The organism is Cellulosimicrobium composti (genome assembly GCF_010287905.1).
GTDB classification, from domain to species: domain Bacteria; phylum Actinomycetota; class Actinomycetes; order Actinomycetales; family Cellulomonadaceae; genus Cellulosimicrobium; species Cellulosimicrobium composti.
Genome location: NZ_JAAFAN010000020.1, coordinates 18,853 through 36,337, shown reverse-complemented (window position 1 = coordinate 36,337; position 17,485 = coordinate 18,853). Strand labels below are relative to the sequence as shown.

Here is a 17,485-nt window from a genome sequence, read left to right as displayed (position 1 = left end):
GACGGCGGCCCGCCCCGGCCCGGCCGGCTCGCGTCAGCCGTCGTGCCGGCGTTCGTGGAACGCCTCGTCGGCGACCTGCGCCGTGCGCATGAACGTCGCGATCATCTCGCGCGGCGTCGTCAGCTCGTCCGTGTTCTCGACCGGCTCGGGCACGCCCTCGAGGCCGCGCACCTCGTCGTGGATGCGCTCCATCGTCGTGTCGAGGGTCGCGGCGACGTCGGCCGCGAGCTTGAGGGCGTCGGTGAGGTGCTGCGGCACCTCCCGCTGGTACTTGTAATAAATCTTGTGCTCGAGGCTCGCCCAGAAGTCCATGGCGATCGTGCGGAGCTGGATCTCGACGACGACGTCCTCGACGCGGTCCGAGAGGAACACCGGCACCTGGACGATGAGGTGCAGGCTCTTGTACCCGTTGCTCTTCGGGTGGGCGATGTAGTCCCGCTCCTCCAGCACCGTGAGGTCGCGCTGCCCCACGAGCAGGTCGCGCACGCGGTAGATGTCGGAGACGAACGAGCACGTCACGCGCACGCCCGCGACGTCGAACATGTTCTCCCGCACGCCCTCGGGCGTGAGCGGGATCCCCTTGCGCCGCGCCTTCGCGACGATCGAGTCGAGCGACTTCAGGCGCGAGCCCAGGTGCTCGATGGGGTTGTCGTCGTGGACGTGGCGGAACTCGTCGCGCAGGACGGTGATCTTCGTCATCACCTCGTCGATGCCGAACTTGTAGCACATCATCAGGCGCCGGAACTCGCGCACGCGCGGACCGAGCTCCGCGGGCAGCGGGACGTCGTCGGTCGTCAGGTGCGTCACGGTGGTCCTCTCGGTTCTGGTCGTCCCGGCGGCCGGGACGGGGTCGCTCCCTCCAGTGTCCACGGCCGGGGACGCCCGGAAGTTCCCGGGCACCGGGTGCGACGCCGACGCGCGGCGCCGCCGGGCCCGCGCCACGATGGGCGCATGGCCCCCTCCTCCAGCCGCGGCGAGACGGTGAGCGTCGGCGGCCACCGGCTGCGGCTGACGAACCTCGACAAGGTCCTCTACCCCGCGACGGGCACGACGAAGGCCGACGTCCTGGCCTACCTCGCGGCCGTCGCCGACGTCATGCTCCCCCACTGCGCGAACCGGCCCGCGACGCGCAAGCGCTGGCCCGACGGCGTCGACGGTCAGGTGTTCTTCCAGAAGAACGCCGGGCAGGGCGTGCCGTCCTGGGTCCGCACGCGCCGCATCCAGCACAAGAGCAGCGCGAACGACTACGTGCTCGTCAACGACCTCGCGACCCTCACGTGGCTCGGCCAGACGGCGTCGCTCGAGCTGCACGTGCCGCAGTGGCAGTTCGGGCGCACCGGCGCGCACCTGAACCCGGACCGGCTCGTGCTCGACCTCGACCCCGGCCCGGGGGCCGGGCTGCCCGAGTGCGCGGAGGTCGCGCGGCTCGCGCGCCGCATCCTCCAGGGCATGGGGCTGGAGCCGCTGCCCGTGACGAGCGGGTCCAAGGGCATCCACCTGTACGCCGCCCTGGACGGCAAGCAGGACGCGGCGGCCGTCTCCGCCGTCGCGCACGAGCTCGCGCGCTATTTGGAGTCCGAGCACCCCGACCTCGTCGTGAGCGACATGAAGAAGTCGCTGCGCGGCGGCAAGGTGCTCGTGGACTGGAGCCAGAACAACGGCAACAAGACGACGATCGCGCCCTACTCGCTGCGCGGGCGCGAGCACCCGACCGTCGCGGCGCCCCGCACGTGGGACGAGCTCGACGACCCGGACCTGCGCCACCTCGACGCGGACGAGGTCGTCGAGCGCGTCCGCACGATCGGGGATCCGCTCGCCGCGCTCACCCTCGGCCACCTGTCCGCCCTGGAGCCCACGCCCGAGCGCATGGCGACGTTCGAGCGCAAGGGCGCCGCGGCGTCGGGCGACGACGACCCCGGGGCGGGCGACGACGAGCGGCCCGACCGCCTGCACCGGTACCGCTCCATGCGCGACGCGCAGCGCACGCCCGAGCCCGTGCCGGACGAGGCCCCGCCCCCGAGCGAGGGCAACAGCTTCGTCATCCAGGAGCACCACGCCCGGCGCCTGCACTGGGACTTCCGCCTCGAGCACGACGGCGTCCTCGTGAGCTGGGCGCTCCCGCGCGGCGAGCCGACCGACCCGAAGAAGAACCACCTCGCCGTCCAGACGGAGGACCACCCGCTCGCGTACGGGTCGTTCGAGGGCACGATCCCGAAGGGCGAGTACGGCGCCGGCGAGGTCACCATCTGGGACGCGGGCACGTACGAGCTCGAGAAGTGGCGCGACGGCGAGGAGGTCATCGTCACGCTCCACGGCGAGCAGCACGGCACGCGCCGCCTCGCGCTCATCCACACGGGCGGCCGCGACGGCCGCGACGAGGACAACTGGCTCATCCACCTCATGGCGCCGCGTGGTGAGCCCAAGAAGGCGGGTGGGGCGAGCACCCCACCCGCCACCCGACCCGACCACGAGCAGCGCACGGAGCGCGACGGCGCCTCGGAGCCGCGGCCGGCGCGCACGGACTGGCGGCCGATGCTCGCGTCGCCCGCGTCGGCGGGCGACCTGCACGACGGCGACGCGTGGGCGTTCGAGATGAAGTGGGACGGGTTCCGCGCGCTCGCGCACGTGTCGCAGGGGCGGGTGCGGCTCGTGAGCCGGTCGGGCAAGGACATGACGGTGACGTACCCGGAGCTGCAGGCGCTCGCCGAGCAGGTGCCCGCCGAGGCGCTGCCGGTCGTGCTCGACGGCGAGATCGTGGCGCTCGACGCGCGCGGGCGCCCGAGCTTCCGCCGCCTGCAGCAGCGCGCGAACATCGCCAAGCCCGGCGACGTCGCCGCCGCGCGCCGGCGCGTCACGGTGGACCTCATGGTGTTCGACGTGCTGGAGACGGCGGGGCGCTCGCTCGCGAGGCGGACGTACGACGAGCGCCGCGAGATCCTCGAGGACGTGCTCTCGGGAGCGCGTGCTCCCGTGCACGTGCCGCCCGCGTTCGACGGCGACCTCGACGCGGCGATGGAGACGTCGAGGCGGCTCGGGCTCGAGGGCGTGGTGGCGAAGCGGCGCGACGGCACGTACTCGTCCGGGCGCCGGTCGTCGTCGTGGCTCAAGCTCAAGCACGCGCAGTCGCAGGAGGTCGTGGTCGTGGGGTGGCGCCCGGGCCACGGTGACCGGACGCACCTCGTGGGGTCGCTGCTGCTCGCGGTGCCCGACGACGGTCGGCTCGTGTACGTGGGGCGCGTCGGGTCGGGCTTCACGGACGCCGAGCGGCGCGACCTCGTCACCGAGCTCGGCCGGATCGAGCGCACGACGGCCCCGGCGACGGGCGTCCCGCGCGAGGACGCGCGCGACGCGCGCTGGGTGTCGCCGCGGCGCGTGGCGGAGGTCGTCTACGCGGAGTGGACCGGGCCCGGCGAGGGCGAGGGCGACGACATCCCGTTCGGCAAGCTGCGGCACCCGGTGTGGAAGGGGTGGCGCCGCGACAAGTCGCCGGACGACGTCGTGCTCGAGGCACCGGCATCGTCCTGATGCGCCGCCGGGGCGGCCGTGTGCCCCGGGCGATGAGTTGCGGCGGTCGTGCTCGTCTACCCCGACGACACCACGCACCGGGCACGCGCCCACGACGCCGGAGGACCTCGCATGAGCACCCAGATCTTCGTCAACCTGCCCGTCAAGGACCTCGACGCCTCCAAGGCCTTCTACACGGCGCTCGGGTTCACGGTGAACGACCAGTTCACGGACGAGAACGCGTCGTCGATCGTCATCAGCGACACGATCTACGTCATGCTCCTCACCGAGGGGTTCGCGAAGCAGTTCACCACCAAGGCGATCGCGGACGCGACCACGACGACGGAGGTCGTCAACGCGCTGAGCGTCGACAGCCGCGCGGAGGTCGACCGCCTCGCCGACGCGGCGTTCGCGGCGGGCGCGAGCCCCGTGAAGGAGCCGCAGGAGGAGGGCGGGTTCATGTACTCGCGCAGCTTCGCCGACCTCGACGGCCACCAGTGGGAGGTCCTGCACATGGACCCGAGCGCGTTCGAGGGCTGACCACGCCGGGAATCCGCAGGGCGGCCGCGGGGTTGGCGCCGGTATGCGAGCCATCACGTACTCCCGCTACGGCGGACCCGAGGTCCTCGAGACGACCGACCTGCCCACGCCGAAGGTCGGGCCCGACTCCGTGCTCGTGCGCGTGCGCGCCGCGAGCGTCAACCCGGTGGACTGGAAGGTCCGCGAGGGGTACCTCGACCAGGTCATGGACGTGGCCTTCCCCGTCGTCCCCGGCTGGGACGTCGCGGGCGTCGTCGAGCGCGTGGGCCTGGACACCCCCGAGCTCCGGGTGGGCGACGAGGTGTACGGGTACGTGCGCAAGGACGTCGTCGGCGGAGAGGTGTCGGGCGGGACGTTCGCGGAGCTTGTCGCGGCGCCGGTCCGCACGCTCGCGCGCAAGCCCGCCGCCTGGTCGTTCGAGGAGGCGGCCGCCGTGCCGCTCGCGGGCCTCACGGCGTACCAGACGATCCGGCGCGCGGGTGTCGCCGAGGGGCAGACGGTCCTCGTGCACGCCGCGGCCGGCGGCGTCGGGTCGTTCGCCGTCCAGATCGCGAAGGCGCTCGGCGCGCGCGTGATCGGCACGGCGTCCGAGCGCAACCACGACTTCCTGCGCTCGCTCGGCGCCGAGCCGGTGACCTACGGCGACGGGCTCGCGGACCGGGTCCGGGCGCTCGCGCCGGAGGGCGTCGACGTCGTCCTCGACTACGTGGGCGGCGACGCGCTCGACTCGGTGCCCCAGGTGCTGCGCGACGGTGGCACGGTCGCCTCGATCACGGACGCCCGTGCGCGCGACGAGCTCGGCGGGCACTACGTGTGGGTGCGCCCCGACGCGGACGACCTCGCGGAGCTCGCGCGCCTCGGCGACGAGGGTCTGCTGCGTCCGGAGGTCGCGGAGGTGTTCGACCTCGCCGACGCCGCCGACGCGCACCGCGCGAGCCAGACCGGCCACGTGCGCGGCAAGGTCGTCGTCCGCGTCTGACCCTGGCCGGTCAGGCGTCGGGCAGCTCGCGCAGCGGGGACGTGAGGTCGCCGCCCGCGTCGCCCGTGTTCACGGTCCCGCGCCGCTCGACGAGCACGGCGGACGTCTCCACGGCGGCGCGCGGGCGGTGCTCGACGCCGCGCGGGACCACGACGAGGTCGTGGGGGCCGAGCACGACGGACCGCTCGGCGCCGTCCTCGCGCAGGTCGATCGTCAGCTCGCCCGCGAGCACGAGGAACAGCTCGTCCGTGTCCGGGTGCGTGTGCCAGACGAACTCCCCGAGCACCTTGACCACCTTGACGTCCTCGTCGTTGAGGCTCGTCACGCGGTGCGGCTGCCAGTGCCCGTCGAAGGCGTCGAGGGCGGTGAGGAGGTTGCGCACGTCGCTCATGCGCCCACCCTGCCACGGCGGGCGCGCCCGAGAGCCCGCCCCCGCGCCCGACCTCCTGGCTCGATCCTCCTGGCTCGATCGCGGCGCCGGGCGGTGCGACGCTGGGGCCATGACGAGCACCGGTGCCGCACGCCCGGGGGCCGCGTTCGGCCCCGACGTCTACGCCGCGCGCCGCGAGCGCGCCGCCGCGCACGCGCGCGCGGCCGGGCTCGCGGGCCTGCTCGTCTCCCCCGGCCCCGACCTCGCGTACTTCACGGGGTACGCGCCGCCGGAGACGGAGCGGCTCACGCTGCTCGCGATCCCCGCGGACGGTCCCGGGGCGACCGTCGTCGTCCCGCTGCTCGAGCGCGGGGACCTCGCCGCCGCGCCCGGAGCCGACGGCCTCGACGTCGTGACGTGGCGCGACGGCGACGACGAGCACGACGCCGCGGCGCGCCTCCTGCGTGCGGACGGGTCGTACGCCGTCTCCGACGCGACGTGGGCCCTGCACGTGCTCGGCCTGCAGCGCGCCCTCCCCGGCGCGCGGTTCACCGCGTTCACCGACGCCGTCCCGACGCTCCGGGCCGTCAAGGACGCCCAGGAGGTCGAGCGCCTCGCGGCGGCGGGGGCCGCGGCCGACGCGGCGTTCGCCGACGTCCTCGGTGTCGCGTTCGCGGGCCGGCGCGAGCGGGACGTCGCGGCCGACCTCGACCGGTTCCTGCGCGCGCACGGGCACGAGCAGGTCGACTTCACGCTCGTGTGCTCCGGCCCGAACGGCGCCGACCCGCACCACGACGCGGGAGATCGCGTGATCGAGCCCGGCGACCTGGTGGTGCTCGACTTCGGCGGGCTGCGGGACGGGTACGGGTCGGACACTTCCCGGACGGTGCTCGTCGCGGGCGGCGCGGACGACGCCCGCGCGGCGCAGCAGCGCGAGGTCCACGACGTCGTGCGCCGCGCGCAGCAGGCCGGGGTCGAGGCCGTGCGCCCCGGTGCGACGTGCCAGGACGTCGACCGGGCCGCGCGCGCCGTGATCGTCGAGGCCGGGTACGGCGAGCACTTCGTGCACCGCACCGGGCACGGGATCGGGACCACGACCCACGAGCCGCCGTACATGGTCGAGGGCGAGGACCGCCCGGTCGAGCCCGGCATGTGCTTCTCCGTCGAGCCGGGCGTCTACCTCCCCGGCCGCTTCGGCGTGCGGATCGAGGACATCGTCGTCGCGTTCCCGCCCGACGCGCCCGAGGGCGCGCGCCGCCTCAACACCTCGACGCACCACCTCCTGACGGTCCGGTAGGACGACGGGTCAGGAGCCCTCGGCCCGGGCCTGGGTGGCGCGCACGTGCTCGTTGCGGATGCCGACCCAGCTCAGCACGCCGCCGAGCACGAGGAGCGCGGCCGTGACGACGAGCGAGCGGTGGAAGCCGTCGAGGTCGAGCACGCCGCCGACGATCACCCCGGCGAACGCGATGACGACGAGCCCGGCGACGCGCGACACCGCGTTGTTTACCGCCGAGCCGATGCCGGCGTCGGCCGCGGGGATCGAGCCGAGGATCGCCGACGTCAGCGGCGCGACCGTCATGGCGAGGCCGACGCCGAACAGGACGAGGCCGGGCAGCACCTGGGTGACGTAGACGGCGTCGTCGGTCGTCGTGAGGAGGAGCAGGTAGCCCGCGCCGCCGACGATCGGCCCGAGCGTCATGAACAGCCGCGGCCCGTACCGGCCCGCGAGCGCCCCGAACCGGGTCGAGAGCGCGAGCAGCACGAGCGTCACGGGGAGCTGGGCGAGCCCGGCGGCCGTCGCGCTGTACCCGCCGACCTGCTGGAGGAACAGCGTGACGACGAACCCCCCGAAGTACAGGGCCCCGTAGATCGCGGCGGTGGCGAGGTTGCCCCACGCGAAGTTGCGCACGCGGAACAGGCGCGGCGGGAGCATCGGGTCGGGCGCGCGCCGCTCCCACGCGACGAACGCGACGAGGCACGCCACGCCGACGGCGAACGGCCCCCACACGAGGGGGTTCGCCCAGCCGAAGCGGCCCTGCTCGATGAGCGCGAACACCGTCCCGGCGAGCCCGACGGCGGCGAGCGTCGCACCGGCGACGTCGATGCGACGTCGGCCGCCCGGGGTCTGCGCGGCGCCCGGCTCCTCCGCGGCGGAGCGCGGGACGCCGCGCAGGAGCCACAGCGTGACCGCGACGGGGAGCACGTTGATCCAGAAGACCCAGCGCCACGAGATCGCGTCGATGAGGATCCCGCCGAGCAGCGGCCCGACGATCGACGCGGTGCTGGTCCACGCGGTCCAGGAGCCGATGGCCCGGGACTGCCGCTCGCCGTCGAACGTGGAGATGATCATGGCGAGCGAGCTGGGCACGAGGAGCGCGCCCGCGACGCCCTGCAGCCCGCGTGCGACGACGAGGAACAGCCCGTCGGGCGCGAGGGCGCACGCGACCGACGTGACGGCGAACCCGACGAGGCCGATCGCCATGACGCGGCGCCGGCCGTGGACGTCGGACAGCGACCCGGCGAGGAGGATGAGCGCGCCGAGCGTGATCATGTACGCGTCGACGACCCACTGCTGGAGCGCGAGGCCGGTGACCGCGCCCGTGGTCAGCTCGTCGGAGATCGCGGGCAGCGCGACGTTGACCACCGAGCCGTCCAGGAACGACACGAACGACGCGAGGACCGCGACCACCAGCACCCGCTGCTGCACCGTCACCGACCCACCGTACGACTGGATCCTCATGGCGTACCGACCGGGCACCGGGCGGGGACGTGACGGGCATATCCGCGCCGACGCTCCCTCGACACCATACCTAGAGGTAGGTATGGTGCTCGCATGACGACGACCGACACCCGTGCGCGCCTCGTCGCCGCCGCGCAGGAGCTCTTCTGGGCGCAGGGCGTCGGCGCCACGAGCCCCCGTCAGGTGCTCGCGGCGAGCGGCGTGGGACAGGGCAGCCTCTACCACCACTTCCCCACCAAGCACGACCTCGCGGCCGCCGCCGTGCACGCCACGACGGCGGCCGGGCTCGACGCGGCGCGCCGCGACCTGGACGCCGACGGGACGGCCGTCGAGCGGCTCGTGCGCTACCTCGAGCGGCCGCGGCCCGCGCTCGCGGGGTGCCGGGTGGGCCGCCTCGTGAGCGACCAGGCCGTGATGGACGACGCCACCCTCGCGGCGGAGGTCCGCGACTACTTCCGCGGGCTCGTCGACCTCGCCGCCGCCGTCCTCGTCGAGGACGGGCTCGCCGCCGACGCCGCGCGCGACCGGGCGCACGCCGCCGTCGCGATCGTGCAGGGCGGGTACGTCCTCGCACGCGCCCTCGACGACCCGGACGCGATGGCGGCGGCGGCGCGCGGGTTCGTCGCGCTGCTCGCGCCGGGCCCCACGGCTCCCGGCCCCACGGCTCCCGACCCCGACGCGACCGCCCCGGAGGACTCGTGACCGCCACCCCCGACCACCCGGCCTCCGACCGCCCGACGCTGCGCGAGCGCCTGCGCGCGCTCCCCGTGCTCGGCGACGACCTGCCCGGCCTCGACGTCGACGCCGCGCCCGGAGAGCCGAGCGCGCTCTTCCTCGACTGGCTCGGGCACGCGATCGACGCGGGCCTGCCCGCGCCGCACGCCGCCACGCTGTCGACCGCCGACGCGAGCGGCCGGGTCGACGCCCGGACGCTCCTGCTCAAGGACGTCGACGGCGACGGCTGGGTGTTCGCGACGCGCGCGGACTCGCCCAAGGGCGTGGCGCTCGCGCAGAACCCGAACGCGGCGCTGACGTTCTTCTGGCGCGAGCACGGTCGGCAGGTGCGCGTGCGCGGTCCCGTCGTCCCGCTCGGTCCCGAGACGTCCGCGGACGACTTCCTCGCGCGCTCCGAGGCGAGCCGGGCCACCGCGCTCGCCGGCCCGCAGAGCGCCCCGCTCGCGTCACTCGACGCGTACCGGGAGGCGTGGGACGCGGCGCTCGAGCGCGTGCGGACCGACCCGGGCCGCGTGCTCGACGCGTGGTCGGCCTACGCGCTTGAGCCGACGACCGTCGAGTTCTGGGCGTCCACCGGCGCCGGCCAGACCCGCCTGCGCTACACCGCCGCGCCCGACCTTGCCCCGACCGGATGGACCAAGGAGCTCCTGTGGCCCTGACCGACACCCTCCCGCTCGCCGTGCCCGACGTCGAGGAGGTCCGCCGCGACGCGCGGGCCGCTCTCGACGCCGTGACCGCCGCGGCACGGCGTCTCGACGACCCGACCGCGCCCGGCGGCCTCGCGGGGCCGTCGGCCCTGCCCGGCTGGTCGCGCAGCCACGTGCTCGCGCACGTCACCGCGATCGGCGAGGCGATGGCGCGGCAGGCGGAGGTCGCCGCCCGCGGCGGGCTCGCCGAGGTGTACGACGGCGGCGCCGCGGGCCGCGAGGCCGGGATCCGGGCGGGCGCGCGGCGCTCGGTCGCGGAGCACGTCGCCGCCCTCGAGGCGCTCGCCGGACGGCTCGACGCGGCGTGGCCCGCTGCGGGCTCGCCGGACTGGGCGGCGCGCGTGACCTACCGCGACGGGACGGTCGTCGACGCGCTGGTCGCCTGGTGGCGCGAGGTGCGCGTCCACGCCGTCGACCTCGACGCCGGGATCGGGCTCGCGTCGTGGCCCCCGGCGCTCGGGCACCACCTGCTCGACTTCCTCGGTGTCCGGCTCGCGGACGACGTCACGGTCGAGCTCGCCGGGGAGCCGGACCGGCTCGTCGCCGGCCCGGGCGGGCTCCGCCGGCCGGACGCGCCCGGGGCGGTCGTCGTGCGGGGGGCGCTCGTCGACGTCGCCGCGTGGCTCGCGGGCCGCTCCCCCGGCACGGACCCCGTCGCGCTGCGCGCGGGCGAGCCGGTCGCGCTGCCCCCGATCGGCCCGTGGCCGTCGCCGTACTCCCCGCCCGCGGGCGACGCGCGAGCCTGATCCGGGCGACCGCCGCCCCGGCCGCGACGTCCGTCCTGCGCCTCTCGGGACGTTCGTCCCGCGGAAGTGTGACCCACGCCCGTGACGCACCGCACAGTTAGTGCACTCTTTCACAAGCGTAGAATCGAGGGGTGTCGAGTCGAGCGAGCAACCCCGCAAGCAGCGCAGACCAGATCGACGTAGCCCTCATCGGCGGTGGCATCATGAGCGCCACCCTGGGGGCACTCCTCAAGGTCCTGGAGCCCACCTGGACGGTGCGTATCTACGAGCGCCTGGGCGCCGTGGCGCAGGAGTCGTCGAACCCGTGGAACAACGCCGGGACGGGTCATGCCGCCCTGTGCGAGCTGAACTACACGCCCGAGAAGGCGGACGGCTCGATCGACATCACCAAGGCGGTGAAGATCAACGAGCAGTTCGAGGTCTCGCGCGAGTTCTGGCACCACCTGCTCACGACGGGCGCCCTCCCGCAGCCCGCGAGCTTCATCTCCCGCACGCCGCACATGACGTTCGTGCGCGGCGCGGAGAACGTGGACTACCTGCGCCGCCGCTACGAGACGCTGCGCCAGCACCCGCTGTTCAGCGAGCTCGAGTTCACCGACGACCCGGCGGTCATCGCCCAGTGGGCGCCGCTGCTCGTCGAGGAGCGCGAGGGCGACGAGCCGGTCGCCGCGACGCGTGCGACGAGCGGCACGGACGTCGACTTCGGCGCCCTCACGCAGCAGCTCGTCGACTACCTCGTCGCCCAGGGCACGCAGCTCTACCTGGAGCACGAGGTCAAGAACCTCAGGAAGACGAAGGACGGCCGCTGGCGCCTGACGGTCAAGGACCGCTCGTGGAACGCCCCGAAGCGCCGCTCGACCGTCGAGGCCCGGTTCGTGTTCGTCGGCGCGGGCGGCGGCGCCCTGCCGCTGCTCCAGGCCGCGGGCATCCCCGAGGCGAAGGGCTACGGCGGGTTCCCCATCAGCGGTGAGTTCCTGCGCACCGACAACCCCGAGCTCGTCGCGCAGCACCAGGCGAAGGTCTACGGCAAGGCCGACGTCGGCTCCCCGCCCATGTCCGTGCCGCACCTGGACACGCGCGTCGTCGACGGCAAGACGTACCTCATGTTCGGCCCGTACGCCGGGTTCAGCCCCAAGTACCTCAAGAAGGGCAAGTACCTCGGGCTGTTCACGTCGCTGCGCCTGCACAACCTCGGCTCGATGGTCGGCGCCGGCCTCAAGAACCTCGACCTCACCCAGTACCTCGTGGGCCAGCTCCTGGCGAGCCCGGAGACCAAGTTCACGGCGCTCCAGGGCTTCATGCCGACGGCGCACCCCAAGGACTGGGAGACCATCACCGCGGGCCAGCGCGTCCAGGTGATCAAGAAGGACAAGGACGGCAAGGGCGTCCTCGAGTTCGGCACCGAGGTCATCGCCGCGAGCGACGGGTCGATCGCCGGTCTCCTCGGCGCCTCGCCGGGCGCCTCGACCGCGGTCCCCGCGATGATCGACGTCCTCGAGCGCTGCTTCCCCGCCCGCTTCACCAAGTGGCGCCCCGAGCTCGCGACGATGATCCCGAGCCTCGGCCAGGCGCCGTGGGAGGCCGAGGAGCTCGAGGGCCTCGACCAGCTCACGGGCGGCGCGGACGTCGACGCGGTCGGCTCGCGCGCCTGACCCGCACGGACACCCGTCGACGACGGCCCGGACCTCCCCGAGGTCCGGGCCGTCGTCGCGTCAGCCCGCCGTCCGCTCCCGGCGCGGGCTGACGGGCGCCACCGCGCGGGGCGTCGCGTGCGACCGCGGTACCGGGAGCCGGCCCCGGACGCCGTCGCGCACGGCCGGGTTCGGGACGACCCGGCGCAGCACGAGCTCGGCCGCGACCTCGTGCGGGTCGGCCGGGACGGGCTCCGGTCGGCCGCCGGCCGCGCGCAGGTCCGCGTCCAGTCGCTGCGCGTCGCGGTCCCACGCGGCGCCGTGCACGGACCCGCCGCGCGCCCGGTCCCACCCGTCGGCGCCGGGCCACGCGCCGTCGGACCCCGCCGGGAACCACGGCCGCGTCGGGTCGTCGCGGCGGACCGCGAGCGCCGCGGCCGTCGAGCCGACGACGAGGAGAAGCACCACCACACCCCAGAGAATGTCCATGCCTTCACCCTCGTCGCGGGCTCCCCGCGCGACGAGTGGCAGGACTGACACCTCTCGACAAGATCCCGCCACCGGGCGTACGGTGCCCGCATGGTCCGCTCCGTCGCCGCCGTCGTCACCGACGGCCTGGCCCCGTTCGAGTTCGGCGTCGTGTGCGAGGTGTTCGGCCTCGACCGCAGCGAGGACGGCGTCCCGAGGTTCGACTTCCGCGTGTGCGGCCCGGCCGCCGGGCAGCCCGTGCGCACGTCGGTCGGCGCCCGCGTGGTCCCGGACCACGGGCTCGACGCGACGGACGACGTCGACCTCGTCGTCGTCCCCGCGATCCGCATCGGCTCGGCGTACCCGCCCGAGGTGCTCGACGCGGTGCGGCGCGCGGCCGCGCGCGGCGCGCTCCTGCTCAGCGTGTGCTCGGGCGTGTTCCTCCTCGCGGCGGCGGGCGTCGTCGAGGGGCGCCGCGTCACGACCCACTGGATGCACGCCGACGAGCTCCGGCGCCAGTACCCGAGCCTCGACATCGACCCCGACGTGCTCTTCGTCGACGACGGCAACCTCATCACGAGCGCGGGGACCGCGGCGGGGATCGACGCGTGCCTCCACCTCGTGCGGCGCGAGCTGGGCGCGAAGGTCGCCAACACGATCGCGCGGCGCATGGTCGTGCCGCCGCAGCGCGACGGCGGGCAGCGCCAGTTCATCCAGCGCCCCGTGCCGGAGTGCGAGGAGGACTCGTTCGCCGAGCTGCTCGAGTGGATGACGGAGCACCTCGACGAGCCGCTCACCGTGCGTGACCTCGCGCGCCAGGCCCACACCTCGGAGCGCACGCTCGCGCGCTCGTTCGTGGCCCAGACGGGCACGACGCCGCTCGCGTGGCTCACGTCGCAGCGCGTGGCCCAGGCCCAGTCGCTGCTGGAGGAGACGGCGCTCGACCTGGAGGAGGTCGCGCGCCGGTCCGGCTTCGGCTCCGCCGCGCTCCTGCGGCACCACTTCCGCCGGGCGGTCGGCATCACCCCGACGGAGTACCGCCAGACGTTCCGCTTCGCCGCGTGAGCGCGAGTCTCGGGCGCCGCCCGGGCGCGGCGTCTGCGCGAGGTCTTCACGTCGTCGGCTCGCGGCACAACCTACGGTCCCGTAGGGTGGGGTGATCTGCACCACCGAGCGTCTGCTCATCTCCGCGGCTGGGAAGTCGACACCGACCCCCTGCGAGGATGTTCATGACCTCTGCCGCCGTACGCCCGGGATTCCGGGCCACCCGCCCCCGTACCGACGACCCGGGCGCCGTCACGAGCACCTACAGCGCGCTGTCGCGCACCGTGCGTGACGCCGGGCTGCTCCGCCGCACGCACGGCTACTACTTCTGGATGCTCGGGGCGCTGACGCTCGCGCTCGGGGGTGCCGTCGCGGGCTTCGTCCTCCTCGGGGACTCGTGGTTCCAGCTCCTGGTCGCCGGCGCGCTCGGCCTGATCCTCACGCAGTTCGCGTTCGTCGCGCACGAGGCCTCGCACCGCCAGGTCTTCACGTCCGGCAAGGCCAACGACCGCCTGGGGCGTGTCCTGGCCAACGGCGTCGTGGGCATCAGCCACTCGTGGTGGATGACCAAGCACACACGCCACCACGCGAACCCCAACCGCATCGGCAAGGACCCGGACATCGCGCCGGACACGGTCGTGTTCCTCAGCGAGGACGCCGCGGCGGCGAAGGGCCTGCAGGCTCTCATCAACCGGTACCAGGGATGGCTGTTCTTCCCGCTCCTCACGCTCGAGGGCCTCAACCTGCACGTCACGGCCTTCCGGTCGCTGCTGACCGGCGGGCGCGCCCGCGGCGACGTCCGGATGCGCGTCGGGGAGCTCGTGACGATCACCCTCCGCCTCTCGCTCTACGCGGCCGCGGTCTTCTGGGTCCTCCCCCTCGGCATGGCGTTCGCGTTCCTCGGTGTGCAGCTCGCGGTGTTCGGCGTGTACATGGGTGCGTCGTTCGCGCCCAACCACAAGGGCATGGCGATCATCCCCGAGAACAGCAAGATCGACTTCCTGTCCAAGCAGGTGCTCACCTCGCGCAACATCCGCGGCGGCTGGTGGATGAACATCCTCATGGGCGGCCTCAACTTCCAGATCGAGCACCACCTCTTCCCGAGCATGCCGCGACCGCACCTCGCCCGGGCGCGCGAGATCGTGCGCGAGCACTGCGCGAACCTCGGCCTGCCCTACACGGAGACCTCGCTCGTGCAGTCCTACGGCATCGTCGTGCGGTACCTCAACCGCGTCGGGCTCTCGGCGCGCGACCCGTTCGACTGCCCGATGTTCAAGCAGCTGCGCGGCGTCTGACCGTTCTCGAGGCGACGCACCCGGCCCGGGCAGGGACGCCCGGCGCCGGCCGCCTCACGCGGTCGCCGCGCGGCCGTGCCGCCAGTAGCCGACGAAGTCGACGTTCGCCTTCGGCACGCCCCGGTCGCCGACCAGGTGCCGGCGCACGCCGGTCGCGAGCGACGACTCCCCCACCGCGTACGCGTAGACCGGCCCCGACGGCAGGTCCGCCGACCGCACGGTCTCGAGCGCGAGCCGCCCGGGCACGCGCCCGTGCGGGTCGCCCGACGCGCGGGCCGCGTCGCGCGGGACCCAGCGCAGCTCGACCCCGGCGGGGACGCGGAAGTCCTGGGCGTCCGCGGCCTCGGGGATCTCGACGACGGCGAGGCCGCGCGCGTCGTCGGGCAGGGACTCGCAGATGCCCGCGACCGCGGGCAGGCCGGTCTCGTCGGCGACGACGAGCGTCCAGTCGTGCTCGACGCGCGGGTGGTAGCCCACGCCCTGGTCGAGCAGCCCGACGCGGTCCCCCGGCCGCGCCGAGAGCGCGAACCTCGTCGCGGGGCCCTCGTCGCCGTGGACGACGAAGTCGACGTCGAGCTCGCGCAGGTCGGGCCGCGTCGCCCGCACCGTGTAGCTGCGCACCCACGGCCGGCGCGCCTTGGGCGTCGCGAGGTACTGCACGTACCACATGCCCGACGAGCGCGTCGGCAGGCGCAGCGCGTCCTGGTCGTCGCGCGCGAGGAACAGCCGGAACCACTGGTCGTAGCCCATCGGCGTGAAGAGGTCCATGCCCTCGCCGCCCAGGGTCACGCGGACCACGTTCGGGCTGACCCTCGTGCTCCCGACCACGCCCAGCGTGAGGACGTGCGCGTCGGCGGGCTTGACCATCGTGTAGGGGGACACCCTGCTCCTCGACATGCGGCCCGGCGGACGGGCGGACGGCGGACCGCGGACGCGGACTCCCGCAAAGGTTAGCCTCACCTCAGCGTGCCGTCGATGTGCGGGATCCCACACCTCGGAGGGCCGAGCACCGGACCGGCGCCGCACCGGCGACCTGTCATGCTCGTCGCGTGGAGCTCCCCGTCGTCTGGTCCCTCGTCCTCCTCGTCACCGCCGCGTGGAACCTGCTCGTCTGGCCGCGCTTCCTCCAGCGCGTCGCCCGGGACCCGCGGGCGCGCGACGCCGACGGCCGCGCGACCCGGTTCCTCACCGTCCACGTCGTGCTCGTCGTCGTCTCGCTCGCGCTGGCCGCCGCCGTGGGGGTGCTGGGCGTCCTCACGCTCGTCTGAGCCCCGCGAGCCGCTCGGGGTTGCGGAACAGCAGGACCCGGACGACGCGCTCGCCGTCGTACTCGACGCACGCCGCCATGACCGCCGCGCCGTCGAGCGTCCAGACCCCGCCCAGCGCACCGTTGACGAGCGCGGGCTCGAACGTCATCGCCGTCGTCTCGGGCTTCGCCGCGAGGCCGACGAGCATGCGCGCCACCTTGTCCGCACCCTCGACGGGCCGCAGCGCCGCGCGCGCCTTGCCCCCGCCGTCGCTCACGACGACGACGTCCGGCGCGAGGGACGCCACGAGCGCCTGCGTGTCGCCCGTGGCGCACGCGACCATGAACCGCTCGACGGCGGCACGCTGCGCGTCGTCGGGGGCGGTGAACCGCGGGCGCCGCGCCCGCACGTGCTCACGCGCGCGGTGCGCGGTCTGCCGCACGGCGGCGGCCGACCTGTCGAGCACCGCGGCGATCTCCTCGTACGGGAGGTCGAACACCTCGCGCAGCACGAACACGGGGCGCTCCAGCGGGCTGAGCGTCTCCAGGACGACGAGCAGCGCCATCGACACGTCCTCCGCGCGCTCGACCTGGAGCGCGGCGTCCGGCGTCGTGAGGAGAGGGTCCGGGAGCCACGAGCCCACGTACGTCTCGCGGCGGGACCGCAGCGCGCGCAGCCGGTCGAGCGCGAGGCGGGTCGTCACGCGGACGAGGTAGGCGCGCGGGTCGAGGACGTCGTCGCGCGCGGCGGCGGACCAGCGCAGCCACGCCTCCTGCACGACGTCCTCCGCGTCCGCCGCGGAGCCCGTCATCTCGTACGCGACCGTGAAGAGCAGGCGGCGATGGGCGGCGAAGGCCCCGAGGTGCGTCTCGACGTCGTCCGTCACCCGGCCAGCCTGCCAGCCGTCGCCGCGACGCGCAGGCCGCCCGCGGGCGGGACCGCGCACCGGTCGCTGAAGCCCTGGCTCGACAGCCCCAGGGCGGCGTTGACCCGGCTGCGCAGGTTCTCGAGCGCGACGAGCGCGGTGAGCTCGACGAACGCGGCCTCGCCCAGGTCGTCGAGCAGGGACGCCGCGAGCTCGTCGGTCACGGCCGGCGGCGTCGCCGTCGCCGCCTCCGCGAGCTCCAGCACGCGCCGCTCGACCGGCGTGTACGCGTCGCTGTCGCGCCACGCCGGGACGTCATGGAGCTTGCGGGGGTCGACGTCGCCGTGCTCCGACTCCCAGTAGCCGAAGTCCACGCACCACGTGCAGCCGATCTGCACCGCCGAGGCCATGACGGCGAGCGCCGAGAGGGTCGGGTCGAGGCGGCGCCAGCGTGCGGCCCCCGCCTCGAGCGCGCAGTAGGTCGTCGCGACCCGCGCGTTGTGCCCGACGGCGGCGAGCGGCTCGAGCACGGCACCGTACCGGCGCCGGGACAGGGCGGCGAGGACCCGGTTGAGCAGGGTCCGGGGCGGGTCGAGGGCGATGCGGGCCAT

The 17,485-nt window shown here is 74.5% G+C and carries 18 protein-coding genes; 11 read left to right on the top strand and 7 right to left on the bottom strand.

Annotated elements, in window-relative coordinates:
* Positions 1-33 precede the first annotated feature (33 nt).
* Positions 34-732 carry a GTP pyrophosphokinase gene (locus GYH36_RS07945; RefSeq protein WP_115943710.1) on the bottom strand — a complete coding sequence of 233 codons (699 nt, stop codon included), beginning with the start codon at positions 730-732 and terminating at the stop codon, positions 34-36.
* 219 nt (positions 733-951) lie between these two features.
* Between GYH36_RS07945 and GYH36_RS07940 the strand changes: the two genes are divergently transcribed.
* The 3 genes from GYH36_RS07940 to GYH36_RS07930 all read left to right on the top strand — a co-directional run bounded on the left by GYH36_RS07940 (position 952) and on the right by GYH36_RS07930 (position 5,023).
* Positions 952-3,525, top strand: a complete 2,574-nt coding sequence (locus GYH36_RS07940) for an ATP-dependent DNA ligase (RefSeq protein ID WP_162289578.1) — start codon at positions 952-954, stop codon at positions 3,523-3,525.
* A gap of 111 nt (positions 3,526-3,636) precedes the next feature.
* Positions 3,637-4,044: a VOC family protein gene (locus GYH36_RS07935; protein WP_162289577.1), complete on the top strand. Its 408-nt coding sequence runs from the start codon at positions 3,637-3,639 to the stop codon at positions 4,042-4,044.
* Positions 4,045-4,087: 43 nt separating this feature from the next.
* Positions 4,088-5,023 (top strand): NADP-dependent oxidoreductase, encoded by a 936-nt coding sequence (locus GYH36_RS07930; protein WP_162289576.1) that lies wholly within the window; start codon positions 4,088-4,090, stop codon positions 5,021-5,023.
* A 10-nt stretch (positions 5,024-5,033) separates the two neighbouring features.
* Here GYH36_RS07930 and GYH36_RS07925 read toward each other — a convergent pair whose 3' ends face one another.
* A complete protein-coding gene (locus tag GYH36_RS07925; RefSeq protein WP_115942791.1) occupies positions 5,034-5,414 on the bottom strand; it encodes a cupin domain-containing protein in 381 nt (126 codons plus the stop codon).
* 109 nt (positions 5,415-5,523) lie between these two features.
* Here GYH36_RS07925 and GYH36_RS07920 point away from each other — a divergent pair, with 109 nt between their 5' ends.
* Complete coding sequence (locus GYH36_RS07920; RefSeq protein WP_162289575.1) at positions 5,524-6,690, top strand: aminopeptidase P family protein; 1,167 nt, start codon at positions 5,524-5,526, stop codon at positions 6,688-6,690.
* 9 nt (positions 6,691-6,699) lie between these two features.
* Here the strand turns inward: GYH36_RS07920 and GYH36_RS07915 are convergent, their stop codons facing one another.
* On the bottom strand, positions 6,700-8,109 hold the full coding sequence (locus GYH36_RS07915; protein WP_312028555.1) for an MFS transporter: 1,410 nt from the start codon (positions 8,107-8,109) through the stop codon (positions 6,700-6,702).
* Positions 8,110-8,229: 120 nt separating this feature from the next.
* Between GYH36_RS07915 and GYH36_RS19640 the strand changes: the two genes are divergently transcribed.
* The 4 genes from GYH36_RS19640 to mqo all read left to right on the top strand — a co-directional run bounded on the left by GYH36_RS19640 (position 8,230) and on the right by mqo (position 11,976).
* Positions 8,230-8,838, top strand: coding sequence for a TetR/AcrR family transcriptional regulator (locus GYH36_RS19640; RefSeq protein WP_115942794.1), 609 nt, complete (start codon positions 8,230-8,232; stop codon positions 8,836-8,838).
* The gene (locus tag GYH36_RS07905; RefSeq protein ID WP_162289573.1) at positions 8,835-9,530 is read left to right on the top strand and encodes a pyridoxine/pyridoxamine 5'-phosphate oxidase; all 696 of its coding nucleotides are present in this window, start codon (positions 8,835-8,837) and stop codon (positions 9,528-9,530) included. The genes GYH36_RS19640 and GYH36_RS07905 overlap by 4 nt, the downstream gene beginning before the upstream one ends.
* Positions 9,521-10,324, top strand: a complete 804-nt coding sequence (locus GYH36_RS07900) for a maleylpyruvate isomerase family mycothiol-dependent enzyme (protein ID WP_162289572.1) — start codon at positions 9,521-9,523, stop codon at positions 10,322-10,324. The genes GYH36_RS07905 and GYH36_RS07900 overlap by 10 nt, the downstream gene beginning before the upstream one ends.
* 131 nt (positions 10,325-10,455) lie before the next feature.
* Positions 10,456-11,976 (top strand): malate dehydrogenase (quinone), encoded by a 1,521-nt coding sequence (gene mqo, locus GYH36_RS07895; protein WP_051471675.1) that lies wholly within the window; start codon positions 10,456-10,458, stop codon positions 11,974-11,976.
* 60 nt (positions 11,977-12,036) lie between these two features.
* Here the strand turns inward: mqo and GYH36_RS07890 are convergent, their stop codons facing one another.
* Positions 12,037-12,444 carry a hypothetical protein gene (locus GYH36_RS07890; RefSeq protein ID WP_162289571.1) on the bottom strand — a complete coding sequence of 136 codons (408 nt, stop codon included), beginning with the start codon at positions 12,442-12,444 and terminating at the stop codon, positions 12,037-12,039.
* Positions 12,445-12,534: 90 nt separating this feature from the next.
* Between GYH36_RS07890 and GYH36_RS07885 the strand changes: the two genes are divergently transcribed.
* A complete protein-coding gene (locus GYH36_RS07885; protein WP_162289570.1) occupies positions 12,535-13,488 on the top strand; it encodes a helix-turn-helix domain-containing protein in 954 nt (317 codons plus the stop codon).
* Positions 13,489-13,652: 164 nt separating this feature from the next.
* Complete coding sequence (locus GYH36_RS07880) at positions 13,653-14,762, top strand: fatty acid desaturase family protein (protein WP_155099336.1); 1,110 nt, start codon at positions 13,653-13,655, stop codon at positions 14,760-14,762.
* A gap of 54 nt (positions 14,763-14,816) precedes the next feature.
* Here GYH36_RS07880 and GYH36_RS07875 read toward each other — a convergent pair whose 3' ends face one another.
* Positions 14,817-15,644, bottom strand: a complete 828-nt coding sequence (locus GYH36_RS07875) for a siderophore-interacting protein (RefSeq protein ID WP_312028554.1) — start codon at positions 15,642-15,644, stop codon at positions 14,817-14,819.
* Between the two features lie 167 nt (positions 15,645-15,811).
* Between GYH36_RS07875 and GYH36_RS07870 the strand changes: the two genes are divergently transcribed.
* Positions 15,812-16,030, top strand: a complete 219-nt coding sequence (locus GYH36_RS07870; protein ID WP_024840795.1) for an SCO4848 family membrane protein — start codon at positions 15,812-15,814, stop codon at positions 16,028-16,030.
* Here GYH36_RS07870 and GYH36_RS07865 read toward each other — a convergent pair.
* A complete protein-coding gene (locus tag GYH36_RS07865; protein WP_162289568.1) occupies positions 16,017-16,895 on the bottom strand; it encodes an RNA polymerase sigma-70 factor in 879 nt (292 codons plus the stop codon). The genes GYH36_RS07870 and GYH36_RS07865 overlap by 14 nt on opposite strands.
* Positions 16,892-17,485, bottom strand: a complete 594-nt coding sequence (locus GYH36_RS07860) for a carboxymuconolactone decarboxylase family protein (protein ID WP_162289567.1) — start codon at positions 17,483-17,485, stop codon at positions 16,892-16,894. The genes GYH36_RS07865 and GYH36_RS07860 overlap by 4 nt, the downstream gene beginning before the upstream one ends.